This is a genomic window from Paraburkholderia edwinii (assembly GCF_019428685.1).
Classification (GTDB): Bacteria; Pseudomonadota; Gammaproteobacteria; order Burkholderiales; family Burkholderiaceae; genus Paraburkholderia; species Paraburkholderia edwinii.
Map to the genome: position 1 here is coordinate 1572591 of NZ_CP080096.1, position 24822 is coordinate 1597412.

The following is a 24822-nucleotide window of genomic DNA, read 5'->3' on the forward strand; positions in this document are numbered from 1 at the left end:
AATGAGCGCAATGCAGATGCAAATGCGGACGTCGCCGCGCTGTGCGGTGTTCAGCATCCAATCTTTCTCGCGGGCATGGCGGCGATTTCGGGGCCGTCGCTCGTGGCGGCGGTGGCCAACGCCGGCGGCATGGGAATACTGGGCGGGCTGCGCTTGCCGCCGCTTGCCGTACGGCGCTGGATCAGGGAAACGCGCGAGCTGACCGACAAGCCGTTCGGCATCAACCTCGTTCCATCGTTTGGCGGTCCCGAAGTATTCGAAGCGCAGTTTCAGGTGGTCTTGCAGGAGAAGCCGAAACTGCTGTCGCTGTTTTACGCCGAGCACTATCCGGACATGATTGCGCGTGCGAAAGAGGCGGGCATGATCGTGATGGTGCAGGTCGGCTCGGTCGAACTCGCACGCAAGGCGATCGAGCAGGGCGCCGACATCGTCGCCGCGCAGGGCAGCGAGTCCGGCGGCCATATGAACCGCGGCACGATCGGCCTGCTGTCGCTGCTTCCCGCGATTATCCGTGTGGCGGAGGGACGCCCCGTGCTTGCCGCAGGCGGAATCACGGACCGTTACGATGTCCGTATCGTGATGGATATCGGCGCGGCGGGCGTGTTGATCGGCACCGCGTTTGTTGCCTGTGAAGAGTCGAATGCGCATCCGCTTTACAAGCAGAAGATCATTGACGCGACTGTCGACGATACCGAGTACCGCACCGGCTACTCATTCGGGTGGAAATACGGCACGCCGCACCGCGTGATTCCGAATTGCGACAAGTGGAACCTGCTGCGTTTTATCGGCGGCGGCGCGCGCGTGATCGACAAGCCCAGGATGGCGGAGAAGCTTTCGCTATACGCGGGGCAGGGTGTCGGAAAGATTCATGCGGTGATTCCAGCGGCCGAGCGCATTGCCGAACTGGCTCGCGGGCTTTCAGACGGTGCCGGGTCGGTGTCCACGACGAACGAAGTGAGGGTCGCCGCTTAAGCGAACGGGCCTCGCGTCTCCTGCTCTTGCGAAGCATCGCCGAGAGAACGCTGTAGGGCATTTGGGCTCACGCCAAAGCGTTGCTTGAATGCGCGGCTAAAGTGCGCTGCGTTGGCGAAGCCGCATTGCCATGCGATTTCGCCGATACGCGCCTTTGCGCTGCCGTTCACCAGCATGGTTCTTGCGCGTTCGAGCCGCGTGTGCCACAGGTAGCGCATTGCGGTCGTGCCTTCGCTAGCGAAAAGCTTGGCGATATACCGTGACGACACGCCCGCCGCCCTTGCCACCATGTCGAGATTGAGGTCCGCGGTGCTGACGTTGCGCTCGATAAAGCGCTTGGCGCTCGCTAGCGCGACGTGGGCGCTGCGTGTTCGTCTCGGCGCGGCCGGATCTTCCGCGAGGATTTGCATCAGGTCGACCAGATGCTCGGCAACGAGGTTTGCGCTACCGGGGCGCGAGCGCTGACTATGTGCCGCCGCCGACGCGATCAACGATTTGACCATGCGAACGTCGGGCGACGTCGGATCGGGAATAAACATTTCACGGCCTGTAAAGTGCATCCCGCGCGCTTCGAGTGCCGAACGCGGAATGCGCAGCGCCATGCCGCGTGTATCGCTTTCCCCGGTTTGTACGTATTTTCGGCTCGGGTCGATCAGCAATAGCGATTCGTTTGTCAGCCGTGTCTTGACGCCCGACTGTTCGAGTTCGATCACACCGGTTTGCGTAATGAACGCAAGGATCATTTCGTTGCGCCAATTTCTGCGGCCGGGGCCGGCAAGCGGCGTCCATTGCTGTGAGGAGACATCGGCCACATCGAATTCAAGTCCGCCCATGCGCCAGCAGGTGCCTTTGAGGCTGTCCGGGTTGACGCGGTCGAAGGCGCAGTCCATCGACCAGCTACCGTTGACCATATCGTGCCAGCCGTCCACCGTTCTCACGGGTTCGTAGGCCAGCGCACTTGTGACGTCGGGTTCCATTGCTTGCTCCAGGTATAGTGCGGCTTCCTTCTCATACCGTTTAACGCATTTTCCGGAAGTTTATTCCGACGATCGCAAGGAAGCGGCTGCGCATCTGCAGTGCTTTAGTGTGCGGGCTTGATCCGACACGAACGGGAAACTTCAAGGTTCCATGTTCGTGCTTGTCGTATGCACCTTTCCAATCAACGGATCGTTCCTGCCGGTGCAAACATCGGCGCTCGTGTGTATCTACACTGGTCTCCGAAATATCTGTGCAAGGGCACACGTGTGCCTTAGGGCCAGCACCGTTCAACGAATCAAGGGGAAAGCGATGCAGATTAAACGCCTTAAGCTTTATCATTCACCGGCTTTGAGAAGCACGCGCGTCAAATGGCTATTGCATGAAATTCTCGGCGATGATTTCGATGTCGAGTCTATCGATGCGTATTCCGATCTATATACACCCGAGTTTCGCAAGCTCAATCCGAATCATGCATTGCCAGTGCTCGAGATAACGCTTGAAAACAATGAAACGGTGGTGATGATAGAAAGCGGCGCCATGCTTGTGATGCTCGCCGATTTGTTCCCGGCATCACGCCTCGCGCCACTGGCGCGACCCTTTTCGAAGGAGCGCGCCGATTATCTGCAAATGCTGCATTTCCTCTGCACGTCGATGGACATGATGCTATGGCAACTGCGCATACACGAGCACGTTCTCCCGGCGAGCGAGCGCGACGACCGAACGATACGCCGCTATCGCCGTAAGATCGCCGAAGAGGTCGAGCCGCAACTGGCAAAACGCTTGCGTGAAACGCCTTATATCTGCGGAGCCGCATTTACGGCGGCCGATTGCGTGATGGGGTACAACCTCATGTGGTCGCGAGGCGCAGGGCTATGCACGGCCCCGGTGTTCACGGACTATCTTGCGCGCATGGCGGCGCGCCCGGCCTACGTGTCGGCGTTTGCGGATCGCCACCTGTTCGTTCGGACGGTACCCGAGGACGCTCCGGTAAAAGTGCAATTCACGGGATGAGCCGCGATTAGCATGGCAAGTAAGTGTCATTACAATTATAAAAATCAAAAATTAATATTTTTATTTGATGTGAAGATTGCGGCGAGGTGCGGAGAAGTTTATAAGCGACGTTTACAGATTAAAAAGAAAAAGTAACTTGGCGGTCATGCAACGTGAATAGAATTCCGGCGGTTTTTCCTGCAACTAATAGATCCCGGAGTCGTTCACACATGCGTTCATACAGAATGCGCCTCTCGCTGCCCGCCGCGCTCGTATCCAGCGTATTTATGCTCACCGCCTGCGGCGGCGACGATGTCAATAACAACGGCAGCACGAATGCATCGGCGCCGTCGGCCCCGCCGAATCCGAGCTTCGTCGATAGCGCACCGATTCCAGACGTTCCGGCGTTCGTCGATAACATCGCAACCAATCAGCGCGGCGACGCGCGCTTCGCTACGGTGGCCACGAATGCGGGTGTGCGTCTCGTCTCGCGCTATCTTGATCTATGGATGCCGCTGACGCTGCTGGTGGACGCCGGTGTCACTGCGCCGGCCGTGGGCACGTTTCCCGAGATCGTGGCGTCGAAGTGGACCGGTTTGCCGAACGACGGTAATCCGGGCGGCACGATCCTTAATGCGCCTGTGCTTGCGCAGAACATCCAGTTCTCGGTCGACGAAACGACCAATCGCACGCAGGCTCAGGCCGACGCGGCCTATTTCGACGACCGGCGCGGCAAGGGCTTTAGCGTGACCGACGGCATGGGGCCGCTCACCGACGCATGGCGCGCCGCGGCCCAGCAGACCACGACGATCACGAGCATTCCCGCGAATGCGACGACCACGTTGTTCAACGACAACGGGAACAATATCGGCGTAGGCACCAGCGGCGGGAATACGGCCTTCGGGCACGTGGTGGACCTGCTGTCCGCGATGGGCAATAACGCATCGACCGAGCCGGCGAAGCGCTTTTACAAGTATGCACGGCCTTATCGATGGAGCACGAGCGTGATCGTCGATCCGACGCTGGTGCCGGCTGAAAGCTCGGACCCGACCACGGACGGCGGTTTTATCAGCGGCCACGAAGCGGAAGCGATGCGCGACGCGCTGACGATGGCTTACTGTTTGCCCGAGCGCGGGCCCGAGATGATCTCACGCGGCCTTGAGCTGGGCGAGAACCGTATTCTGGCAGGCATGCATTCGCCGCTCGATGTGATGGCGGGCCGCATGTTCGCGATCGCGGCGGCGGTGGCCAACCTCAACGACCCGGCAAACGCCACGCTAAAGAGCCAGGCAGTCCAGCAGGCGCATACCGCGCTCGAAGCAGCGACGAACACCACGCCCGCCAACTTCCTTGCGTTCGCGCATTCGGGAACGCCCGCTACCGATCGGTTCGCCGACTTCGCGACCAACAAGGCCAATGACATCAGACGCATGACGTTCGGCTTCCCGCAGATCGAATCGACCGATGCGCCGCCCGTGGTTCCGAAGGGTGCCGAGGTGCTGCTCGAGACGCGCTACCCGTATCTGACGGCGGACCAGCGTCGCGTGGTGATCAAGACGACGGAGTTTCCGTCCGGCTTCCCGGTGCTGGACGACCCGGAAGGGTACGGCCGTATCGACGCATTCGCGGCGTTTAACGGTTACGGCCAGTTCAACGGCAGCGTCGTGATTTCGATGGATGCGACGCAAGGCGGCTTCAGCGCGAACGACACGTGGCGCAACGATATCTCGGGTAGCGGTAAGCTGACGCTCAATGGTTCGGGCACGTTGCAGCTCGCCGGCAATAACAGCTACTCGGGCGGCACGCAGGTGTCGGGCGGCGCGATCGAAGCTGACTCGGCGACGGCGTTCGGCACCGGCGACGTGTTCGTCGGCGCGGGCTCCGCGATTGTCAGCGCGAGCGCGACGCCGGTGAAAGTGGGCGGCAAGTTCACGGTATTGCCGGGCACGACGCTCGAGATGGCCGTCGACGGTTCGGGCGGCGGGCAGTTGAATGTCGGTGGCCAGCTGACGTTCGCGGGCAGCACGCTGCATGTGACGTTCGCCAACGGCTTCACGCCGAAGGCCGGCGATACGATTCAGCTGATTACCGGCGGCGTCGGCAATCAGCAGTTCTCGACGGTGACGGTGGACGGGCACAATGCGTCGGCGGTCTATGCGAACGGGACGGTGTCGATCCGCATCAATTCGTAGGCGAAAATGTAGTGTGCAAGCCGCGCGCATCACGCATTCATCACGCGCGCGGCACGGCCGGCAACGGTCACGACGGGCAACGAGCGACTGGATCGCCAGCGCTTTACAATGCGAAAAATCCTTCGTTCCCCGTGACAACCGATGAGCCAATTCAAAGCCGTTGCACTCGAGCATGCGAGCCGCCTGATCAATCATGGGCCGACCGTGCTCGTCACAAGCAAGGATGGCGCGCGGCGCAATATCATGGCCGCCGCCTGGTCGATGCCGGTGGAATTCACGCCGCCGCGCATCGCAATCGTCATCGACAAGAATACGTACACGCGCGAACTCGTTATGGCGAGCGGCACATTCGGTGTTTGCATACCGGGCGCCGCCGCGGCCGATGTGACCTATGCGGTCGGATCATCGAGCGGGCGCGATAGCGACAAGTTTGCCGAATACGGCATTGAGCCGATTGCGGGCCCGGTGCTGGGGTTGCCGCTCGTGGAGAAGAATTGCGCGGCGTGGCTCGAATGCAGGCTGATTCGCGAGCCGCATACCGAAGATGCTTACGATACGTGCTTCGGTGAAGTGGTCGCCGCCGCATCCGACCCGCGTGTGTTCCACAACGGACACTGGATATTCGATTCGTCGAACGAGTCGCTGCATACGCTCCATCATCTGGGCGCGGGAAATTTTGCGAGCGCATCGAACATACTGCGCGCCAAGCCGCTTTCGTAGGTTTTATTCGCCGTAATCCCGCCTTTCCCGTTGCGCCATTCCGCACGTCGTTGCGGGCCGGACTAAAAACCGCACCAGGGCCCATGCAAGACTTGCAAGGGCCGGGTACGCACATCGCGCACGTCGATTTGCAGGCCGATGCGTACACCGGGCGCCGTTTTTTATGCAACCGCAAACGGGAACGGACCTATGCATACTGCTATTTCTTGCCATCGTCGCACCGTCAACGGTATCAAGCTGCATTACACGCTTGCGGGCGATGGTCCTCCGGTCGTGCTGCTGCACGGCTTTCCCGAAACGTCGCATACGTGGCGGCGGCAACTACCCGTGCTGAGCCGCCATTATCAATTGATCGTGCCGGACCTGCGAGGCTATGGCTTCTCCGATAAGCCGGTGAGCGGCTACGACAAGCGCACGATGGCGAACGACATTAAGGAACTGTTGGCGACGCTCGGTATTTCGCGTGCGGCGGTGATCGGGCATGATCGCGGCGCGCGCGTCGCGACGCGGCTCGTGAAAGATCATCCGTCGCTGGTTGCGCGCTTTGCGGCGCTCGACAATATCCCGACGCGCATGATCTTCGAGCGCATGAATGCCGATGTTGCGCAAGCGACCTGGTTTATTTTCTTCAACGGCGTGCGCGACTTGCCGGAAGCGCTCGTGCAAGGGCGCGAAGAAATGTGGCTGCGCTATATCTTTACGTCATGGCTGTACGACATCAGCGCGATCAGCGATGCGGACATCGAAATCTATCGCCGCGCGTATGCGGCGCCCGGTGGCTTGCGCGGCGCATTCGAGGACTATCGCGCATGGCGGCAAGACTTCGAGCAGGACAAGGAGGATGCGCATGTGAAGATATCGGTGCCGACGCTCGCGTTATGGGGCGCTGAATTCGACGGGGCAAAGATTGTCGATATGCGCGAGCTCTGGAGCGAGATGGCCTCGGATCTGACTTGTGCGCCGATCGCCTTGGCGGGGCACTTTCCGCATGCGGAGCGGCCGATCGAAACAAACGAGGCGCTGCTGGCCTTTCTGCGCGACTGGAAAGGGTGATGCGCGATCGATGAAATCGATTTGTTAGCGTAACGTAGGGTACGTAATGTACCCGCGCGCACTGAAAGCGTTTATCACCGGAATAGGGCGGATCAAAGCGCGTTTTTCGAGAGAATGTGCCGGACCTCGCTGCCTTAAGCTTTTAGACGCGGGGCCATCTCGGCTACCCACGTGGCGCTCGCTTCATGCAAATAGCGGCCACGGCGCATTCACATCGAACGATCATGGCCACACTTCCGACTGGCGAGCCGCGCCAGGAACAGCAACCGCAACCGCACGCCCAGCAACGTCCTGTCTGGCCTGAGGCCCCTCGCTCCGCGGGCCCGTACGCCGATGCACTCGCGAAGGTGAAGCCGCTTATCGATGCGAACGCGCCGATGAGCAATGCCGATCTCGTTCAGGCGCTCAATATCGCGGCGATCAGTTCGCTCGGGCTCAAGCAGCCCGAAGACGCGGAGCGTTACTGGCGCCGCGTGATCGACGTGCAGCCCGATTCCGTGGAGGCGTATAACAGCCTCGGCATCATGTTCAAAGGAATGGGTCGCCTCGACGAGGCGGAGGCGATCTACCGTCAGTTGTTATCGGTCCGTCCCGATTACGTGGAAGGGCACAACAATCTCGGCGCGGTGCTGTTCGATCTGAACCGTCTGCCCGAAGCGGAGGCGGCGTATCGCGAAGCATTGGCAAGGCAACCCGACTGCGCGGAGGCTTATCACAACCTCGGTAAATTGCTGCATGCGGCAAAGCGTTTTGCCGAAGCGGAAAAAGCCTATCGAAAGGCCTTGCAGCTGCAGCCGGATCTGGTGGAAAACCATGTCCATCTCGGCAATACGCTGCAGCAGCTCGACCGGCTTACCGAAGCAGACGACGCCTACCAGCGTGCGCTTGCGATTCGTATCGACATTCCCGAAGTGCATCACAACCGCGGAATCGTACTGAAGACGCTTGGCCGGTTGAGCGAATCGGAGGCGTCGTATCGTCGGGCGATCGCGTTTCGCCCGAATTTTCATCTGGCGCAGTTCTCGCTCGGGTCGCTATTGCTGAGCATCGGCCGCTACGAAGAAGCGTGGCGGCTTTACGAATCGCGCTACGAGCAGGAAGGGAACATTCATCACCATAGCGCGACGGTGTTGCGCTGCCCGCGCTGGCGCGGCGAGCCGCTTGCGGGCAAGCGGCTGCTGGTCTGGCAGGAAGACGGGCTGGGCGACATGGTCCAGTTCGGCCGTTATCTGCCGCTGCTAAAGGCGCAAGGCGTGACGCATATTACGTTTGCTTGCGCGACTGCATTGCGGCGTATGTTTAAGCGGATCGATTGCGTCGATGACGTGATGAGTCACGGTGAAGCGTTGCTGCGCTCGAACACCTATGACACGTGGACCAGTTTGATCAGCGTTCCTGCGTATCTCCGCACGACGATACGCACGATCCCTTCGGCACTTGCTGTGAACGTGGACCCAATGCTTGTGCAGCAGTGGTCCGAGCGGCTTGCGACGCTGCCCGCCGGCCGCAAGATCGGCATCGTATGGAAGGGCAATCCGAAGCATCACAACGATGCGAACCGGTCGGTGCCGTCGCTGGCGGCGTTGGCGCCGCTGTGGAGCGTGCCGGGGTTTAGCTTTGTGAGCTTGCAGAAGGGACAGGGCGAAGACGAAGCTAAAGCGCCTTCCGCTAAACAGCCGCTGCTGCATCTCGGTTCGGACGTCACGGATTTTGCCGATACCGCTGCGATCGTTGCGCAGCTCGACTTGCTGATTTGCGTCGATACGTCGACGGCACATCTGGCGGCATCGCTTGGCAAGCGCTGCTGGGTGATGCTGCCGGCGCATGACGTGGACTGGCGGTGGCTGCGGGATCGCAACGATTCGCCGTGGTATCCCGATACGGTTCGGCTCTTCAGGCAAGCCAAAGACGAAGGGTGGGGCGCGCTGATCGAGCGTGTGCGCGAGGCGTTGGGCAACGTCGAGTTCTGAAAGAGGCTGCTAGGCATTCGTCATGAAGCCGACCTAGTACCTGTTCGGCCTCGCGAGTCACAGAACGACAATAGAACGACAAACCGCGAGGCCGACCAAATCACCCGCACACGCTATCGCCCAGCTCCCGCAATCGTCGCTTCAATTGCCGAGGCAATGGTCTCTGCAAACGGCCTGGTCGGCCGCCCAATCAACTTCTTCAACTCCCCACGTTCATCGAATAACCCGCCTTCGCTGGCGCCGCGATCCGAATCAGAAAGCAGCACCGCAACCGGGTCGGGCAACCCCGCCTGAACCAGCGCCGCCTTGAATTCAGCCTCCGGCAGATTCCGATATTCCACAGCCTTTTTGGCCTGCCTGGCCACTTCCGCAGCAAACTGCGCGAGCGTAAACGCCTGATCCCCCGCAAGCTCATAAATCCGCCCCGGCTTCACATCGGCGTTACTCAACACCACCGCAGCCGCAGCCGCATAGTCAGCTCTCGCAGCCGCCGAAATCCGCCCACTACCAGCACTCCCAAGCATCACCCCATGCTCAATAGAAGCCGGAATCGTCGCCGCATAATTCTCCGTATACCACCCATTCCGCAGCACCACGAACGGCACCCCCGACTCGCGCAGCAAGTTTTCAGTCTGCACATGCTCACGAGCAAGCCCAAGCGTCGACGTATCCGCATGCAGCAAACTCGTATACGCAAGCAACCCCACACCCGCACGCTTCGCCGCGTCGATCACATTCCCATGCTGCGCGACACGCCCACCAAGATCATTCGACGAAATCAGCAGCACCCTATCGATCCCACCAAACGCTGCATCAAGCGTACGCGGCGCGTCATAATCCCCGATATGCGCCTTCACCCCAAGCGACGCCAAACCCTGCGCCGCCTTCGCATTCCGCACCAGCGCATGAACACGCTCCGCAGGCACCGTCTGCAACAACGCATCGATCACGAGCCGGCCCAATTGCCCAGCCGCGCCCGTAACCAGAACGTTCGATTCCTTCGACATATAACGCTCCTATACTGTCCTGAAGTGAGAGTGGGACTATCATAGGGACCACGTTCCGAACGCGTAAGGAGGCAGTTTTTCGTGTCCAGGTTACCTAGCAGTAACCCATCCGGCCAGCCCGATCCGGTGTCGACGAATAATGACATTGCCGGTCACTTCAGTGCGTGGCAGGAGGATGGTTTCGATGCGGTGCATTGTCCGATTCGCAACATACTCGACGTGATCGGCGACAAATGGTCGACGCTGACGTTGATGTCGCTTGCCGGCACGCCGCGCCGCTTTAGCGACATGCATCGCGTGATACCCGATATCTCAAAGCGCATGCTGACGCAGACGCTGCGCACGCTCGAGCGCGAAGGGCTCGTCACGCGTCATGTGTTTCCAACCAAACCGCCGAGCGTCGAATATCGGCTCTCGCCGCTTGGGCGTTCGGTGCTTGTGCCGCTTGGCGGGCTGATCGAATGGGCGGACGCGCGCTTCGATGAAATCGTCGCGGCAAGAAGACGGTTTGATATTGCAGCGGTGGGTACGGTCAACGTAAAACCAGGCAACAGCCGAACGTGACGCAACATCGTTGCTGACCCACGCATCGGCCAATGTCGATATTACCCAAGCTCGAACGTGGTGATACCGAACACGCGTGAAAGCGGAATCGCCGGCGCCGCCTTCGTGTACATACGTGCTGTTTCAAACACGCTCGTCATTCCATACTGTTGTGCCAGCGCGGCCGCAGCTGCATTCGGCTCCGGCACATCGAGCACGAACGTCGCGCCCTCGTGTCGTGCGATCAAATCATCGAACAGTGCTTCCGCGGTATGCGCATCATCGGCGAAAAGCGGCCCGACCTTATGGCCGTTGCAGCATTTGCGCAGTACGCCATAGCCGCGAATCTCTCCATCGTGCACCGCGGCAATCGCCGTCGCATCCGGTTGCGCGGTCCAATCCGCCAGAAACCGTTCGCGCGGCGCCGCAAAGCATGCCCGGTCATATGACATCAATTGCTCGAACGGCAACTCCCCAAGATTCTTTATCGCCATGATTTTCGATTGAGCGCGTCGTGGCCGCGCGATCCCCTGAAACCGCACGTTCCGGTGCGCGAGCTGAAAACCTGACTTGCGGTAATTGTCTTGCTGCGCGACAACGCCATCGAGTCCGATATTTCGGCCGGCCAGGTACGCCATCGCGTGTCGCCAGATCCGAAAACCAAAGCCTTTGCCGCGAAATTCCGGCTTCACGATATAAAGGCCGATAAAGCCGAAGTGCTCGCCGTATCGAACCGCGGAGATCGATCCGACCGGTTCGTCTTGCAGCGTGCCTATAAAGAAGCCATCGGGGTCCGCCGCGCGAAAGCACGCAGCGTCGTGCAGGCCGGGATTCCATCCCTCCTGTTGCGCCCACTGAATGGCGTGTTCCACTTCGTCCGACCGCATTGAACGAACGGTGAAATCGTCACTGGTATCGATGGCTGCGCTCATCTTTCCCTCCGCGTCGGTTTCGGCGTGGCCCAGTTTAAACCTCGTTCGGCACACGCGAAACTGCCACGGTCGCGGCGTTTCCAATTGTCTCTTGAGGCGTTCATGCGTCGCCACCAGAATGGGCATCGTAGACAACCAATAGAACGACACATGCTAAAAGTCCTCGGCAAGGCATCATCGATCAACGTGCGCAAGGTACTCTGGGCATGCGCGGAACTTCAAATCCCATTCGAGCGGGAAGACTGGGGCGACGGCTTCCGATCGACTCAAACGCCTGAATTTCTCGCGCTGAACCCGAATGGCCTCGTGCCCGTTATTCGCGACGGCGATTTCGTGCTCTGGGAATCGAACACAATCATTCGCTATCTGGCCATGCGCTATAACGGTGCATGGCTCTATCCGGCCGATCCTTTGGCGCGAGTGAGAGTCGATCAGTGGATGGACTGGCAAGCCACGGACCTCAATCGCTCATGGAGCTACGCGTTCCTCGGCCTCGTTAGAGAATCGCCGGCGCATCAAAACGCCGAGGAAATCGACGCGTCGCTCAAGAGTTGGACGAAGCACATGCGCATACTGAACGGCCAGCTTGAAGCAACGCGTGCGTTCATTGCAGGCAGCCAGTTCTCTCTGGCCGATGTGCCGATTGCGCTGTCCATCAATCGCTGGCTCTGTACGCCGTTCGAACATCCGCATTTTCCAGCGGTGGCGGAGTACTTCGAGCGTCTCGCAGCGCGACCTGCATTTGCGCTCTATTGCAACAACGGGCAATCGTAAACGCCACACATTGAATGTCGATATTGTCTGCATTGCGAACAGAAATGATCTGGCAGACTCAACAAATGGTTTGACGTTCGCTCACAGCTTCAAATTTTCCGATGCACCGATCGGTGTCTACATTCGAGTTGCTATACACCTATAGAACGATCGCTAGAGATCGTTTAACGCAGACAGGTGGCTTTACGACCGCCCGCAACCGGTCTATAGGAGCATTGAATGAAGATCTACCACGACGTACTCGAAAGGAAGAAGAATGAACTGATCAATCAGGTGAACGCCCACCCGTTTCTCGTTCGTTGTCGCAGTGGCGACGTGACGATGGACGAACTGCTGCGCTTTCTGGGCCAGCAAGGGCTTTATAGCCGCAACTTCACGCGGTATCTGTGCGCGCTGATGGCGAATCTGCCGCGCAACGAAGACGTGCTGCATCTTTCCGAGAATCTGTTCGAGGAACTGGGCCTCGACGAAAGCGGGGACACGCCGCATCACGAACTGTATCGCGCAATGCTGGCGCGCTTCGGCATCGATCTCGCAGAGCAAACGCTCACGCCCGGTACGTTCGGTTTGATCGATTCGATGTTTCAGCATTGCAAAGACCCGAATCCGGCTTCGGGTCTCGGTGCACTGTGTCTCGGCGCCGAGGCGCTGGTGCCCGATGTGTATACGAGCATCGTTGCAGGTTTTCGCGCGCATCAGGTGCCGGACAAGGAGATCTCCTTCTTCCTGATTCACATCGAATGCGACGACGGTCACGCGGAAACGATCCGCGACATCATGATAGACATTGCTGAAAAAGACGAACAGCAATTGAACCGGATGCTGGCCGCGGGCCAGGCGCTCGTCGATGCACGCCTGAGGTTCTTCGACGACATTCTGCAACAAGCCACCGTCTATGCATGAGGATGCATGATCATGAAGACAGCGCATCTCGACAAAGACGAGTTGATGCGACACGCGGCGAACCGAATGGATACCGAGCTTGCCGGCCATTCTCGTTCGCTGCGTGAAACGGTTGCATTGACCTGCAATATTTTGTTCCGTCATGGCCACGATTCAGGGCTGGCAGGGCAGATCACCGCGTTGCTGCCCGATGGGTCAGGCCACTATCTGACGCAACGGCTTGGTCTTGGCTTCGATGAGATCGACGTCGCGAATCTGCTGGTGGTCGATCGTGACCTCAACGTGATCGAAGGGCAGGGCATGCCGAACCCCGCCAACCGGTTTCATAGCTGGATCTACGATCGACGTCCCGACGTCAGGTGCATTGTTCATACGCACCCGCTCCATACGAGCGCGCTATCGATGCTAGGCGAACCGCTCGCTATCGCGCATATGGACAGTTGCATGCTCTATGGAGAGGTTGCCTGGTTGCCTGAATGGCCGGGCGTGCCGGTGGGCAACGACGAGGGCAAGATCATCAGCGAGGTATTGGGTGGCCGCAAGGCGGCGCTGCTTGCGCATCACGGCTTAGTCGTCGCGGGCAGCAGCGTCGAAGAGGCGTGTGTGATCGCCGTGCAGTTCGAGCGTGCCGCGCGGCTCCATCTGCTGGCGCGCGCGGCGGGGGAAATCAAAAAGATACCCGATGCGCTCGCGAAGGAAGCACATGACTGGATCTTGACGGACCGGCGCTCAAAGGCGCTATTCGACTACTATGCGCGCGGATTGATCCGATACGGGTAGCGTCGGATAGCGTTCAAACAACGTTCTGGGAACGTTCAAACAGCATCAGGTCGGCGAAACGGCGCGTCGTGCGCCGCGTCGCCTTGATAAAACGCGGCGAAGCGTTGCAACTGTCGCCGCGCATCGTCAATATTGACGTCGCTGGTGAGCACCGCGCTTGAGAAGCCGGTGCGTTCCATTTGCGTTAGCTGGTCGGCGAGCACGTCGCCGGTCGCACGCAAATCGCCGGTGAAGCCAAGTCTGCGACGTATCAGATAAGCCTGGCTGTATGCGCGTCCGTCGGTGAAACTTGGGAAATGCAGCTCTACACGCTGTGCGGCGGCTATTGCATCGCGCAGAGTGAGCGGATCGACGTCGTTAGCGAGGGTCACGACGCTTGATTCAGCACGTTTGCTGTCGGCGGCGTTTTCAGCGGCATGTTCATCAGCAGTCAAAAGCCGGATGTTGAAAGCGGTGCTCATGCGATTTCCTCTGCCAGCGTGCGCACGCGGTTAGCTGCTGCCTTGAACGGCTCAATGCCGACGCGCCGCACCGTTTCGATAAACGTCTCACGGCAAGCGCGAGCGCCGCCGCTCGCGCGCAGCGAAAGATACGTCTGCAATATCGCCTGCACGGCCTCGGTCACTTCCCCCGCGGAAAACGACGGGCCGATCACTTTGCCCGCCTGGGCAGGTCCGCTCGCTTCGGTTCCGTCCGAGCCGCCGAGCGTCACCTGATACCACTCAGAGCCATCCTTATCGACGCCGAGTATGCCGATATGGCCGCTATGGTGATGGCCGCACGAGTTGATGCAGCCGCTGATATGCAGATCGATTTCGCCGATATCTTCGAGTTCGTCCATATCCTGGTAGCGCTCGGTGATGGCCTGTGCGATCGGCAGCGAGCGCGCATTCGCCAGCGCGCAGAAATCGCCGCCGGGGCACGCGATCATATCGGTCAACAGATTGACGTTCGCGCTTGCGAGTCCCGCGGCGCGCGCCGCGTTCCATAGTGCAAGCAAGTCGTCCGCATGCACCCACGGCAGCACGATATTCTGCGTGTGCGTGACGCGCGCTTCACCTGCCGAAAAGCGGTCGACGAGATCGGCGACTACGTCGAGCTGATCGGCCGATGCATCGCCGGGCGCTTGCAACAGGCGCTTGAACGACAGCGTCACGATGCGCAGCGCAGGGTCGCGATGTGCGGCCACGTTGCGTTCGAGCCATCGCGCAAGCTGCGGTGTATGCGCGGCGGCTTCACGCAGTGCCGTGGCCGCGAGCGGATCGGGCTGCTGTTTGCGTGCAGCCAGACCCTCCGGCGATAAAAAGTAAGCGCGCACGCGTTCGAGTTCCGCATCGGGAATCGTATGCGGACCGCCATCATGCTCGATGATCTGCCGGAATTCCTCTTCGACGTCGTCGATATAGTGCTGTCCTTCCGATTTCACGAGAATCTTGATGCGCGCCTTGTACTTGTTGTCGCGCCGCCCATACTGGTTGTACACGCGCACCACGGCTTCGATGTAGTTCATCACGTGCTGCCACGGCAGGAACTCGCGCAGCACGGCGCCGATCACCGGTGTACGTCCCATGCCGCCGCCGACGGTCACGCGAAAGCCAAGGGCGCCGTGTTCGTCGTACTTGAGGCGCAACCCGACGTCGTGCCATTCGGTCGCCGCGCGGTCTTCGCTCGCGCCTGTCATTGCGATCTTGAACTTGCGAGGCAAGTAGGCGAACTCGGGATGCAAGGTGGTCCACTGCCGCATGATTTCCGCAAACGGCCGCGGGTCCGCGATTTCGTCCGGCGCCACGCCCGCGCGCTCGTCGCAGGAAATGTTGCGGATGCAATTACCGCTCGTCTGGATGCCGTGCATATTGACGGTCGCGAGCAGGTCCATCACGTCGGCCGCTTTCGCGAGCGGTATCCAGTTGAACTGCACGTTCGTGCGCGTAGTGAAGTGCGCATGATGCGTCGGCAGCCGCACGGTGCCGAGCTTGCGCTGCGCATCGAGCGCGCGGCTGTACACCTCGGCCTCGGGCTCGTCGTATTCGCGCGCGACGCGTCCGAGTACGCGCAACTGTGCGCTCGAAAGCTCGCCGTAGGGCACGGCGACGCGCAGCATCGGCGCATGCCGCTGCACATACCAGCCGTTTTGCAGCCGCAACGGGCGGAACTGGTCTTCGCTCAGCCGGCCGTCCTGCCAGCGCTCGATCTGATCGCGGAACTGCGCGGCGCGGTTGCGCAGGAATGCCTTGTCAAACTCGTTGTATTGATACATGTGGCCGATAAATGACGATTGGATGTCCAAAGACTCATCGGCCGAAATTACTCGCAACGCGCACCGGCGGACAGGGGCAGATGCGCGCAAAAATATCGCAGCAGTTGCAATGCTGGCGGCCGTTCAGGTCTACAGTACCGGTGTGTGCATCGTTTTGACCGTCAAAACTGGCTCGGGAGACAGACGCATGAAAAGGCAGGTGGGAGTGATCGGCTTGGGCGCGATGGGGCTTGGCGTCGCGCGTTCGCTGCTAAGGGCGGGGTTCCGCACCTATGCTTACGATTTACGCGGCGATGTGCTGCAGCGCTTCGCCAACGAAGGCGGCATCGCAGCTGCAAGCCCCGCGGCGCTCGGCGCGCAGTGCGATATCGTTATCACGCTGGTCGTCAATGCTCAGCAGACCGACGCGGTGCTGTTCGGCGACAACGGCGCCGCGCCTGCAATGAAACCCGGCAGTGTGGTGCTGTCGAGCGCGACCGTGCCGCCCGCATTTGCGGTAGACCTCGCGAAACGCCTCGACGCAAGCGGGCTTCTGATGCTCGATGCGCCCGTATCGGGCGGCGCCGCACGCGCGGCATCTGGCGAGATGACGATGATGACATCGGGCCCGGAAGCCGCGTACGAAGTATGCGAGGAGGTGCTCGGTGCGATCGCGGGCAAGGTCTACCGGCTAGGCGCGGAACACGGCGTGGGCTCGAAGGTGAAGATCATCAATCAGCTGCTTGCCGGCGTGCATATCGCCGCCGCGGCAGAAGCGATGGCGCTCGGGCTGCGCGAAGGCGTCGATCCGGACATGCTGTACGAGGTCATTACGCACAGCGCCGGTAATTCGTGGATGTTCGAGAATCGCGTGCCGCATATCCTGCACGGCGACTATGCACCGCTCTCCGCGGTTGACATCTTCGTCAAGGATCTCGGCCTTGTGCTCGATACCGCGCGCGCGACGAAATTTCCGCTGCCGTTATCTGCCGCAGCGCATCAGCTGTTCATGATGGCGTCGACGGCCGGCCACGGCGGTGAAGACGATTCGGCGGTCATCAAGGTGTTTCCGGGCATTGACCTGCCGAAGTCGGTTTAAGTGTTTTGGCCCGCGCGCGCGGGCCTTAGCACTGGCATCATCATCAGAACGCCGTGCCGATCTGAAACTGGAACTTCTGATACTGATCGCCCGTATGCTTGACGAGCGGGAAGCCCAAGCTTATTTTGAGCGGCCCGATCGGCGAAATCCACGCGAGGCCGAGACCATAGCCGTAGCGCAAGCCGTTCGCGCCGGTCGATGTGCCGCCCTGGCCCGGGTCGCCCCATACGTTGCCGCCGTCGAAGAACGTGAACACGCGCAACGTGCGGTCGTATCCGGTGCCGGGCAGCGGGAAGGTCAGTTCGATATTGCCGACCGCAAGACGCGAGCCGCCGATCGGATCGCCCGTGGTCGCATCGCGCGGACCGAGCGAGCTCGGTTCATAACCGCGCACCGAGCCGATACCACCGGCAAAGTAGTTCTTGAAGATCGGGAACGTCTGGCCATCGAGGCCCTTGCCGTAACCGCCCTGAAAATTCAGGCCCAGCACGAAGCCGCGCGCGAACGAGTAGTAGTACTGCGCCTGCGCATCGAGCTTCACATAGGTCGTGTTGCCGGCCGGCGTGCCGTATTCGGCGTTTGCCTGCGTGAAGTAACCGCGGCTCGGCACGAGCGCGCTGTCGCGATTGTCCCGCGACCAGCCCACCGTAACCGGCACGTTGTTCACCACGCGGCCGAATTCTTTTACGTAGTCGATATACGACTGCGGCGTTTGCCCGTCGATATCGAGCCGGTTCTGCTCGAGGCCGACGCCGAAAAACACGGTGTCCGCTTCTGAAAACGGAATGCCGAATTTCGTGTCCGCGCCGACCGTGATGATGCGGAAGCTCGAATCGGTCGAGAAAATCAACGGCTGCACGGTGCGGTAGTACGCATCGGTAATGCGCTTGATGCCGTCCACCGTGAAGTACGGATCCACCTGTGTGACGGTCAGCGTACGGAACGTCTTTGCCGTGTTCACGTTCACCGACAGGCTCGTGCCGGAGCCGAACACGTTGTCCTGCGACACGCCGGCCGATAACACCACCTTGTCCGTCGACGAAAAGCCGGCGCCCAGCGTAATCGCGCCGGTCGGCTTTTCGGTCACATCGACATTGACGTCGACCTGGTCATCGGTGCCTTCCACGGGCACCGTGGTGACCTCGACATTGGTGAAATAGCCGAGCCGGTTGATGCGGTCTTTCGATAGCGCCAGCTTGCTCGAATCGAACCACGAACTTTCGAGCTGGCGCATTTCCCGGCGCACCACTTCATCGCGCGTGCGCGTATTGCCGGTTACGTTGATGTGTCGTACGTACACGCGCTTACCGGGGTCCACCTGCAGCGTCAGATCGACCTTGTGATGCTCCTGATCGATTTGCGGCACGGCGTTGACGGTGGCGAACGCGTAACCATATTCGCCGAGCTTGTCGACAATCGCTTTGGTGGTCGCCTGCAGTTTTTCGGCGGAAAAACGCTCGTGCGGCTTGACCGTGACCACCTTCTGCAGTTCCGCTTCGCGGTCGAGCAGATTGCCCGCTAGCTTGATGCTCGAAATGGTGTACGGCTCGCCCTCATGCAGCGTGACCGTCAGATACATGTCCTTCCGGTCCGGCGTGATCTGCACCTGAGTCGACTCGATATTGAACTCGAGATAGCCGCGATTCAGGTAGTACGAGCGGATATGTTCGAGGTCGCCGGTCAGCTTTTCCTTCGAATACAGGTCGTTTTTCGTGTACCAGGAAAACCAGTTCGGCGTCGACATTTCCATTTCATCGCGCAACGTGCCCGTACTGAACACCTTGTTGCCGATGAAGTTGATCTGGCGGATCTTCGCGCTGGGCCCTTCGATAACCGAAAACAGCAGTCCGACGCGGTTACGGTCGATCGGGGAAATGGTGGTCGTGACTTCCGCCGCGTAGTAGCCGCGTGTCAGGTACTGGCGCTTCAGCTCCTGTTCGGCCCGGTCGACGAGCGCCTTGTCGTAATAGCGTCCAAGCGAGAGGCCCACCGCATTGAGCGCCTTCAGCAGGTTGTCTTTCTCGAACTCGTGGATACCCGCGAAATCGATCGTGCCGATGGCAGGACGTTCGGCTACCGTCACGATCACGACGTTGCCTTCGGCGGAAATCTTCACGTCGTTGAAAAAGCCCGTTGCATAGAGCGCGCGGATTGCCTCGGAAGCTTTATCGTCGGTGAACGTATCGCCTTTCTTGATCGGCAGATACGAGAACACAGTGCCCGGTTCGACCCGTTGCAATCCGTCGATGCGGATGTCCTGTACCACGAAAGAATCGGCAGCGTGTGCAGATACCGCCGTCACGCTTAAGCCAACCCAGGTGAAAGACTGCGCGCAGCGGGATAGTAATAGTCGTGACTTCATGCAGCTTGCTGTGTTTAAGCTCGTTGTACGGAGCTTGTTGTAATTAGGCTCGACGGCCTGGTGATCCGCTCAACGCTGTTGTTGCGGCTATTGCAGTCGCAGTCCTGAAAGGTCACGGTTTTTGGCAAGACCGGTAGCCAGCGCAAGCACCTCGGTCATATGGGCCGCTTGCGAGCGGTGCAACTGAAAGGACAACTCCGCGCCTCCAGGCAGCCGGAACGTAAAAATCAGGTAGGGCTTTCCGTCAGCATCCTTGCCGAGCGCCCACGCTTCGCAAGGCATGGCGAACTTGACGCTCTTTTTCTTATGGCGGATGCGTTCGGACGAACCGATCGCGTTCGATAGCGCGGCCAGCAATTCGTGCATGACCGAGCAATGAAGCGCGATGCGATCGGGCTGGTTGCTGTTCAGGATCAGATACTGACCGTCGGCGGTCAGCTCGAAGCCTTTGAACGAATCGATCGCAACGGCAGAAGGCGGGGCCATACCTGTTTACTCGATAACAGAACCAAGCATGGAGGTTAGGTCAGATCGGCCGCGTTCATGTTACCTGCGAGTTACTGCAGATTTCTTCCGGGCGGCTGATAAAAGAGCGGGGGACAGAAGACCGATTGCAAGTGTGGCAGCAATGCGCTTGCAATCGGTGTGCGTCGTTAAGGCTTTGCTTTAGCGGTGTGCGCGTCTTACGTTTGTCCCGGACACGCGCTTGCGGATAGCTACGCTTGCAGTTCGCGAATCGGCGCGCCGGCCAGCCACGCATGAAGCGATTCGACAATCTGCGGATACGCGCGGGAATATGTGTTTTCAGTCACATAACCGATGTGCGGCGTTGCAAGCACGTTTGGCAAATAACGATATGGATGCGTAAGCGGCAAGGGCTCTTCGTCGAATACGTCGAGCGCGGCGCCTGCAATGCGCTGCGTCTGCAATGCTTCGATCAACGCGGGCTCCGATACGATCGGCCCGCGCGACGTATTGACGAGATAAGCGGTCCGTTTCATCGATGCGAGTTCGGCCGCTCCGACAAGGCCGCGCGAACGGTCGCCGAGTTTCAGGTGAATCGACACGATGTCGGCTTCGCGGAATAGCGTCGCTTTGTCGACGTATTTCGCACCGCCCTCGGCGGCGCGCTCAGGCGTGAGGTTCGGGCTCCACGCGATCACGTTCATGTCGAACGCGGCGCCGAAGCGGGCAATCTGCTTGCCGATGCTGCCGAGGCCTAGCACCCCCAGCGTTTTGCCATTGATATCGACTCCGACGCTGGTTTGCCAGCCGCCCGCGCGCACCGATGCCGACTCGCGATGCAGGTTGCGCGTAATCGCGAGAATCAGGCCCCACGTTAGTGCGGGCGTCGCGGCCGGTTCGCCCGCATTCGTGCCCGAAACGACGATGCCGCGTGCCTTCGCCGCATGCAGATCGACGGCCGCGTTCCACATGCCAACGGTCACGAGCAGCTTCAGTTTCGGGAGCCTCGCGAGCAATTCCGCGTCGAAGCGCGTGCGCTCGCGCATTAGCACAATCGCGTCGAACGGGGCGAGCCGCGCGGCAAGGGCGTCGGGGTCGGCAATATGATCGTGAAAGAAGACGGTGTTCGCTTGAGGTTGCAGGCTCGCCCAGTCGGCGAGGGTGGGGGCGACGTGCTGATAGTCGTCGAGCACGGCGATATTGATCGAAGCGGTGGTCATTGGGTAGTTGTCTCCTGGTTGAATGGGTGGCGCTAACGCCCATGCTAGTTGGTTGCTATTGCATGCGTTAGTGACCGAGAAAAATAATTGACAAGATTGACGTACATCCGCAGACTCAAGTCGTCATACAATAAGACAGCTACTAGACATACGCAACTCGACCACCCCGGGAGAGCGAATTGCTGCTTCGGCGATGAAGCAGTGGTGAACGTCGCAGCGTTTCCTGTCCGGGAAACGAAGGAGACAAGCGGATGGCGCAGTTTCAAAGCAGAGGGCATGACGCGGCGGCCGATAACAATCGCGCCGAGCGTGCAACGGTTCCCGATCATGACACGGGCCTTGCCGCGTTCTATCGCCAGATGACGCCGCCCGAGCGGCGCGCATTCTGGACCTGCTTCTTTGGCTGGGGTCTCGACGCGCTGGACTTCATGATCTATCCGCTGGTGATTGGCACGATCACGATGCTATGGCATGTCGAAGCCAGCATCGCGGGGCTTGCCGTCACTGTCACGCTGCTGACATCGGCTATCGGTGGATGGCTGGCCGGTTATCTTGCAGACCGGATCGGCCGCGTGCTGACGCTGCAGCTTACGGTTGGCTGGTTTTGTCTTTTCAGTTTGCTTTGCGCACTGGCGCAAAACTTCGACCAGTTGATGATCGCGCGCGGCCTGCTCGGTTTCGGCTTTGGCGGCGAATGGGCGGCCGGCGCAGTGCTGATCGGCGAAACGATTCGTCCCGCGTATCGTGGCCGCGCGGTCGGTTCGGTGCAGTCCGCATGGGGCGTAGGCTGGGGCGCGGCCGCGTTGTTGCAGGCGGTCATGTTTTTGCTGCTTCCGCCGCATCTCGCATGGCGCGCGATGTTTGCCGCAGGCGCCGTGCCTGCCGTGATGCTGCTATTCGCGCGACGTTATGTGCAGGAACCGCGCATCGCCAGGCGGGCGCGCGGCGACGAAAGCATGGTCGCGGCGCCAGCAGCGAAAAGCGCTAAGGCGCCTTCGTTATTCGAAATCTTCACCGGGCCGCAACTGCGCACCACGGTTCTCGGAGCGATCTTCGTGATGGGCTGCCAGGGCGGTTATTACGCGATTTCGACGTGGATCCCGACGTTTCTGAAAACCGAGCGCCATTTGAGCGTGATCAATTCGACCGGCTATCTGGGCTTTCTGATTGCGGGCAGCATCGCCGGATATCTGACCGGTGCGTGGATTTCCGACCGCTATGGGCGCAAGACATTGTTCGTGTCGTTTGCGATTATCGCGATCGTTTCGGTGCTCGCCTATACGCAGCTCGCGATCGGCAACAGCGTCATGCTGTGGCTCGGCTTTCCGCTCGGCTTCTTCGGCAGCGGTTATCTCGCCGGCGTCGGGCCGTTTCTCACTGAAATTTATCCGACGCGTTTGCGCGGCTCGGGGCAGGGGTTTTGCTATAACTTCGGCCGCGGCATGGGGGCGATTTTTCCGACGCTCGTCGGTGTGTTCGCGAAGCACTTTGGGCTTTCGACCGCGATTGCGATCTTCGCGGTGTTCGCTTATGCGTTGATGCTCGCGAGCATTGTGTTCCTGCCCGAAACGCGCGGTATCAAACTGGAGGATATCTGAGTGACTGTAGCCGAACCTGCCAGCCGCGCGCCGTTGTGCCCGGCGCCGCCTGCGCAGCAGAGCGGACCGACCGCTTTCACGATGCCTGCAAACGCGGTGGATACGCATGCGCATGTGATCGGCGAGCCGCCGCGCTACCCGTGGATGCGTGATCGTGCCTACACGCCGCCGCCTGCACCGGAAGAAGCGTATTTGCGCATGCTCGATGAAACCGGGTCGACTTATGGCGTGCTGGTTCAGGTTAGCGTGCACGGTCAGGACAACACGCTGATGCTCGATACATTGCGTGCGAATCGCGCGCGGCTAAAGGGTGTGGTCGTACCCACGCTCGGACTCGCGGACGCCGATTATCAGGCGATGGTCGACGCCGGCGCGGTCGGCATGCGGATTAACGTGCTGTTCGGTGGTGGCGGTATTTCGTTCGCGCAGCTCGACGAATACGATGCGCTTGCCTGCGATTGGGGCTGGCACATCCAGTTTTTGCTGGACGCTCGCGATCTGACCGAACTCGGGCCGCGGCTTGCAAAACTGCGATCGCCCATCGTAGTCGACCATATGGGGCATTTGCCGGCGTCGACCGGTGCGGGGTCCGATGGATTTCAGCGGCTCGTTGGACTTGTGCGCGATGGCGCATGGGTCAAGCTATCGGGCGCGTACCGCCTAAGCGGAGACGAACCGCCGTATCACGACACGATCGCGTATGCACAGGCGCTCGCCGACGCCGCGCCGACGCGTTGCGTGTGGGGATCGGACTGGCCGCACGTCGCGCAGTGGAACACGATGCCGACAGTCAGCCAGTTGCTCGATACGTTAGCGCTATGGGTGCCTGACGCGACGCTGCGCAATCAGATACTCACCACCAACGCGCACACGCTATACGGTTTCAGGCCGTAGCGGCGCTATCCAACTTTTTCCTTACTGAGCAGTGGCCGTTACCGTATCGATGGCGGGGACCTTCGTCAACACGGTAGCCGGCAGATGCTGCGCCTGTTCCTTCGATACTGCGCCGGCGAATTTCCATCCTGCAGGCAGCTTCACGAACGTGTAGCCCGTGGGCTGATCGACGAATACCGCATAGGTGGGCGCGGAGTCGTGCGACGCTGCCGGCGCGGCAGTTTGCGCGTGTGTTTGCGCGTGTGAAGCGAGCGGGCTCGCCATGAGCAAGGCGGTAGCGAGTGCGGAAAGGGTGGCTTTCATCTTGAGATTCCTGTAACTGAAAAGGCCCGCTTCGCAGATGGATGGCGAGAGCCATCTAATAAGGATTCGAATCAGGCCAATTATTTATGTAACGGTCGGCACAGATTTGACCACTCCCGCTGACCGATGTCCAGTTATTTCTGTTAAGATCGATACATAAATCGATGAGAAACCCGAACAGGAGACCTGACATGGCCGGTACAGGTACGCACCCGCACCGCGAAGCGAGGCCGCGCGGCAGGCCGCGCGAATTCGACCGCCGCGCGGCGCTGCGCCGTGCGATGGAAGTGTTTTGGGTCAGGGGGTTCGACGCGTGTTCGATCAGCGACCTTGGCGACGCAATGGGCATCAACTCGCCGAGTCTCTATGCCGCGTTCGGCAGCAAGGAAGCGCTGTTTCGTGAAGCGGTCGAGCTTTACGTGGACGGTGAAGGCGGCGCCGCGGTGCGGCAACTGCTTGCGCACGAAGCGGTCCGCGACGGCGTGCGCGCGATGTTGCGCACGAGCGCCGAGCTCTTTGCGGGCACACGGCCCGCGAAGGGCTGCATGATTTTTCTCGGTGGCATGAGCGTCGGCGCCGAGCATGAAGACTTGCGCGCCTTTCTGCGCACGCTAAGACGCAAAGCGGCGACAACCATCGCCGAACGTTTTGCGCATGCAAAAAGCACGGGAGAACTTGCCGCGAGCGCCGACCCGAAGGCGCTCGCGAGCCTGTGCATTACGGTGTTCGCGGGCCTGTCGGTCGAGGCCGTGGATGGCGTGCGCCGCGCGGTGCTGTTCGATGCAATCGATCAGTTTGTCGACGGATTGCCTTGGCGTAAGCGTATCTGAA

General features: G+C 60.2%; 23 protein-coding genes. 14 read left to right on the forward strand and 9 right to left on the reverse strand.

Annotated features, from left to right (window positions below; all coding sequences use genetic code 11):
* Positions 1-75 precede the first annotated feature (75 nt).
* On the forward strand, positions 76-972 hold the full coding sequence (locus tag KZJ38_RS28760) for an NAD(P)H-dependent flavin oxidoreductase (RefSeq protein ID WP_246642075.1): 897 nt from the start codon (positions 76-78) through the stop codon (positions 970-972).
* Here KZJ38_RS28760 and KZJ38_RS28765 read toward each other — a convergent pair.
* The gene (locus KZJ38_RS28765; protein ID WP_219803459.1) at positions 969-1949 is read right to left on the reverse strand and encodes an AraC family transcriptional regulator; all 981 of its coding nucleotides are present in this window, start codon (positions 1947-1949) and stop codon (positions 969-971) included. The genes KZJ38_RS28760 and KZJ38_RS28765 overlap by 4 nt on opposite strands.
* A 310-nt stretch (positions 1950-2259) precedes the next feature.
* On the opposite strand from KZJ38_RS28765, the gene KZJ38_RS28770 reads away from it, so the two are divergent.
* The 5 genes from KZJ38_RS28770 to KZJ38_RS28790 all read left to right on the forward strand — a co-directional run bounded on the left by KZJ38_RS28770 (position 2260) and on the right by KZJ38_RS28790 (position 8875).
* Positions 2260-2961: a glutathione S-transferase family protein gene (locus KZJ38_RS28770; protein ID WP_219803460.1), complete on the forward strand. Its 702-nt coding sequence runs from the start codon at positions 2260-2262 to the stop codon at positions 2959-2961.
* Between the two features lie 209 nt (positions 2962-3170).
* A complete protein-coding gene (locus tag KZJ38_RS28775) occupies positions 3171-5132 on the forward strand; it encodes an acid phosphatase (RefSeq protein ID WP_219803461.1) in 1962 nt (653 codons plus the stop codon).
* A 141-nt stretch (positions 5133-5273) separates the two neighbouring features.
* Positions 5274-5852 carry a flavin reductase family protein gene (locus tag KZJ38_RS28780; protein WP_219803462.1) on the forward strand — a complete coding sequence of 193 codons (579 nt, stop codon included), beginning with the start codon at positions 5274-5276 and terminating at the stop codon, positions 5850-5852.
* 189 nt (positions 5853-6041) lie between these two features.
* Positions 6042-6905, forward strand: a complete 864-nt coding sequence (locus KZJ38_RS28785; RefSeq protein WP_219803463.1) for an alpha/beta fold hydrolase — start codon at positions 6042-6044, stop codon at positions 6903-6905.
* A 224-nt stretch (positions 6906-7129) separates the two neighbouring features.
* A complete protein-coding gene (locus tag KZJ38_RS28790; RefSeq protein ID WP_219803464.1) occupies positions 7130-8875 on the forward strand; it encodes a tetratricopeptide repeat protein in 1746 nt (581 codons plus the stop codon).
* A gap of 113 nt (positions 8876-8988) precedes the next feature.
* Here the strand turns inward: KZJ38_RS28790 and KZJ38_RS28795 are convergent, their stop codons facing one another.
* Complete coding sequence (locus KZJ38_RS28795; protein ID WP_219803465.1) at positions 8989-9882, reverse strand: SDR family oxidoreductase; 894 nt, start codon at positions 9880-9882, stop codon at positions 8989-8991.
* An 81-nt stretch (positions 9883-9963) separates the two neighbouring features.
* Between KZJ38_RS28795 and KZJ38_RS28800 the strand changes: the two genes are divergently transcribed.
* The gene (locus KZJ38_RS28800) at positions 9964-10446 is read left to right on the forward strand and encodes a winged helix-turn-helix transcriptional regulator (RefSeq protein WP_343223898.1); all 483 of its coding nucleotides are present in this window, start codon (positions 9964-9966) and stop codon (positions 10444-10446) included.
* 41 nt (positions 10447-10487) lie between these two features.
* Here KZJ38_RS28800 and KZJ38_RS28805 read toward each other — a convergent pair whose 3' ends face one another.
* Positions 10488-11357 (reverse strand): GNAT family N-acetyltransferase, encoded by an 870-nt coding sequence (locus KZJ38_RS28805; RefSeq protein WP_219803466.1) that lies wholly within the window; start codon positions 11355-11357, stop codon positions 10488-10490.
* 150 nt (positions 11358-11507) lie between these two features.
* Between KZJ38_RS28805 and KZJ38_RS28810 the strand changes: the two genes are divergently transcribed.
* The 3 genes from KZJ38_RS28810 (at position 11508) to KZJ38_RS28820 (ending at position 13814) form a co-directional block, all read left to right on the forward strand.
* Positions 11508-12131: a glutathione S-transferase family protein gene (locus KZJ38_RS28810; protein ID WP_219803467.1), complete on the forward strand. Its 624-nt coding sequence runs from the start codon at positions 11508-11510 to the stop codon at positions 12129-12131.
* Positions 12132-12350: 219 nt separating this feature from the next.
* The gene (locus KZJ38_RS28815) at positions 12351-13034 is read left to right on the forward strand and encodes an iron-containing redox enzyme family protein (RefSeq protein ID WP_219803468.1); all 684 of its coding nucleotides are present in this window, start codon (positions 12351-12353) and stop codon (positions 13032-13034) included.
* A gap of 9 nt (positions 13035-13043) precedes the next feature.
* A complete protein-coding gene (locus tag KZJ38_RS28820) occupies positions 13044-13814 on the forward strand; it encodes an aldolase (RefSeq protein ID WP_246642077.1) in 771 nt (256 codons plus the stop codon).
* 35 nt (positions 13815-13849) lie between these two features.
* On the opposite strand, the gene KZJ38_RS28825 is transcribed toward KZJ38_RS28820, so the two are convergent.
* A complete protein-coding gene (locus tag KZJ38_RS28825; protein ID WP_219803470.1) occupies positions 13850-14275 on the reverse strand; it encodes a DUF934 domain-containing protein in 426 nt (141 codons plus the stop codon).
* Positions 14272-16071 (reverse strand): nitrite/sulfite reductase, encoded by a 1800-nt coding sequence (locus tag KZJ38_RS28830; protein WP_219803691.1) that lies wholly within the window; start codon positions 16069-16071, stop codon positions 14272-14274. Before KZJ38_RS28830 ends, KZJ38_RS28825 begins: the two co-directional genes overlap by 4 nt.
* A gap of 187 nt (positions 16072-16258) precedes the next feature.
* Here KZJ38_RS28830 and ltnD point away from each other — a divergent pair, with 187 nt between their 5' ends.
* Positions 16259-17149 carry an L-threonate dehydrogenase gene (gene ltnD, locus KZJ38_RS28835; protein WP_219803471.1) on the forward strand — a complete coding sequence of 297 codons (891 nt, stop codon included), beginning with the start codon at positions 16259-16261 and terminating at the stop codon, positions 17147-17149.
* Positions 17150-17192: 43 nt separating this feature from the next.
* Here ltnD and bamA read toward each other — a convergent pair whose 3' ends face one another.
* From bamA to KZJ38_RS28850, 3 genes are all read right to left on the reverse strand, one after another.
* Positions 17193-19511, reverse strand: coding sequence for an outer membrane protein assembly factor BamA (gene bamA / locus KZJ38_RS28840; RefSeq protein ID WP_219803472.1), 2319 nt, complete (start codon positions 19509-19511; stop codon positions 17193-17195).
* Between the two features lie 87 nt (positions 19512-19598).
* Positions 19599-19997: a hypothetical protein gene (locus KZJ38_RS28845; RefSeq protein WP_219803473.1), complete on the reverse strand. Its 399-nt coding sequence runs from the start codon at positions 19995-19997 to the stop codon at positions 19599-19601.
* Between the two features lie 230 nt (positions 19998-20227).
* A complete protein-coding gene (locus KZJ38_RS28850; protein WP_219803474.1) occupies positions 20228-21196 on the reverse strand; it encodes a D-2-hydroxyacid dehydrogenase family protein in 969 nt (322 codons plus the stop codon).
* A 251-nt stretch (positions 21197-21447) separates the two neighbouring features.
* Here KZJ38_RS28850 and KZJ38_RS28855 point away from each other — a divergent pair, with 251 nt between their 5' ends.
* Both KZJ38_RS28855 and KZJ38_RS28860 read left to right on the forward strand, forming a co-directional pair.
* Positions 21448-22794, forward strand: a complete 1347-nt coding sequence (locus tag KZJ38_RS28855) for an MFS transporter (protein ID WP_219803475.1) — start codon at positions 21448-21450, stop codon at positions 22792-22794.
* The gene (locus tag KZJ38_RS28860; protein WP_246642062.1) at positions 22795-23688 is read left to right on the forward strand and encodes an amidohydrolase family protein; all 894 of its coding nucleotides are present in this window, start codon (positions 22795-22797) and stop codon (positions 23686-23688) included.
* A gap of 21 nt (positions 23689-23709) precedes the next feature.
* Here the strand turns inward: KZJ38_RS28860 and KZJ38_RS28865 are convergent, their stop codons facing one another.
* Entirely contained in the window at positions 23710-23991 is a 282-nt protein-coding gene (locus tag KZJ38_RS28865) for a hypothetical protein (protein WP_219803476.1), read from the reverse strand.
* Positions 23992-24182: 191 nt separating this feature from the next.
* On the opposite strand from KZJ38_RS28865, the gene KZJ38_RS28870 reads away from it, so the two are divergent.
* Entirely contained in the window at positions 24183-24821 is a 639-nt protein-coding gene (locus KZJ38_RS28870) for a TetR/AcrR family transcriptional regulator (protein WP_219803477.1), read from the forward strand.
* Position 24822 lies beyond the last annotated feature (1 nt).

Coding starts and splice junctions, on each gene's coding strand:
- KZJ38_RS28760 (WP_246642075.1), top strand. CDS start 76: ATGGCGGCGATTTCGGGGCCGTCGCTCGTGGCGGCGGTGGCCAACGCC.
- KZJ38_RS28765 (WP_219803459.1), bottom strand. CDS start 1,949: ATGGAACCCGACGTCACAAGTGCGCTGGCCTACGAACCCGTGAGAACG.
- KZJ38_RS28770 (WP_219803460.1), top strand. CDS start 2,260: ATGCAGATTAAACGCCTTAAGCTTTATCATTCACCGGCTTTGAGAAGC.
- KZJ38_RS28775 (WP_219803461.1), top strand. CDS start 3,171: ATGCGTTCATACAGAATGCGCCTCTCGCTGCCCGCCGCGCTCGTATCC.
- KZJ38_RS28780 (WP_219803462.1), top strand. CDS start 5,274: ATGAGCCAATTCAAAGCCGTTGCACTCGAGCATGCGAGCCGCCTGATC.
- KZJ38_RS28785 (WP_219803463.1), top strand. CDS start 6,042: ATGCATACTGCTATTTCTTGCCATCGTCGCACCGTCAACGGTATCAAG.
- KZJ38_RS28790 (WP_219803464.1), top strand. CDS start 7,130: ATGGCCACACTTCCGACTGGCGAGCCGCGCCAGGAACAGCAACCGCAA.
- KZJ38_RS28795 (WP_219803465.1), bottom strand. CDS start 9,882: ATGTCGAAGGAATCGAACGTTCTGGTTACGGGCGCGGCTGGGCAATTG.
- KZJ38_RS28805 (WP_219803466.1), bottom strand. CDS start 11,357: ATGAGCGCAGCCATCGATACCAGTGACGATTTCACCGTTCGTTCAATG.
- KZJ38_RS28810 (WP_219803467.1), top strand. CDS start 11,508: ATGCTAAAAGTCCTCGGCAAGGCATCATCGATCAACGTGCGCAAGGTA.
- KZJ38_RS28815 (WP_219803468.1), top strand. CDS start 12,351: ATGAAGATCTACCACGACGTACTCGAAAGGAAGAAGAATGAACTGATC.
- KZJ38_RS28825 (WP_219803470.1), bottom strand. CDS start 14,275: ATGAGCACCGCTTTCAACATCCGGCTTTTGACTGCTGATGAACATGCC.
- KZJ38_RS28830 (WP_219803691.1), bottom strand. CDS start 16,071: ATGTATCAATACAACGAGTTTGACAAGGCATTCCTGCGCAACCGCGCC.
- ltnD (WP_219803471.1), top strand. CDS start 16,259: ATGAAAAGGCAGGTGGGAGTGATCGGCTTGGGCGCGATGGGGCTTGGC.
- bamA (WP_219803472.1), bottom strand. CDS start 19,511: ATGAAGTCACGACTATTACTATCCCGCTGCGCGCAGTCTTTCACCTGG.
- KZJ38_RS28845 (WP_219803473.1), bottom strand. CDS start 19,997: ATGGCCCCGCCTTCTGCCGTTGCGATCGATTCGTTCAAAGGCTTCGAG.
- KZJ38_RS28850 (WP_219803474.1), bottom strand. CDS start 21,196: ATGACCACCGCTTCGATCAATATCGCCGTGCTCGACGACTATCAGCAC.
- KZJ38_RS28855 (WP_219803475.1), top strand. CDS start 21,448: ATGGCGCAGTTTCAAAGCAGAGGGCATGACGCGGCGGCCGATAACAAT.
- KZJ38_RS28865 (WP_219803476.1), bottom strand. CDS start 23,991: ATGAAAGCCACCCTTTCCGCACTCGCTACCGCCTTGCTCATGGCGAGC.
- KZJ38_RS28870 (WP_219803477.1), top strand. CDS start 24,183: ATGGCCGGTACAGGTACGCACCCGCACCGCGAAGCGAGGCCGCGCGGC.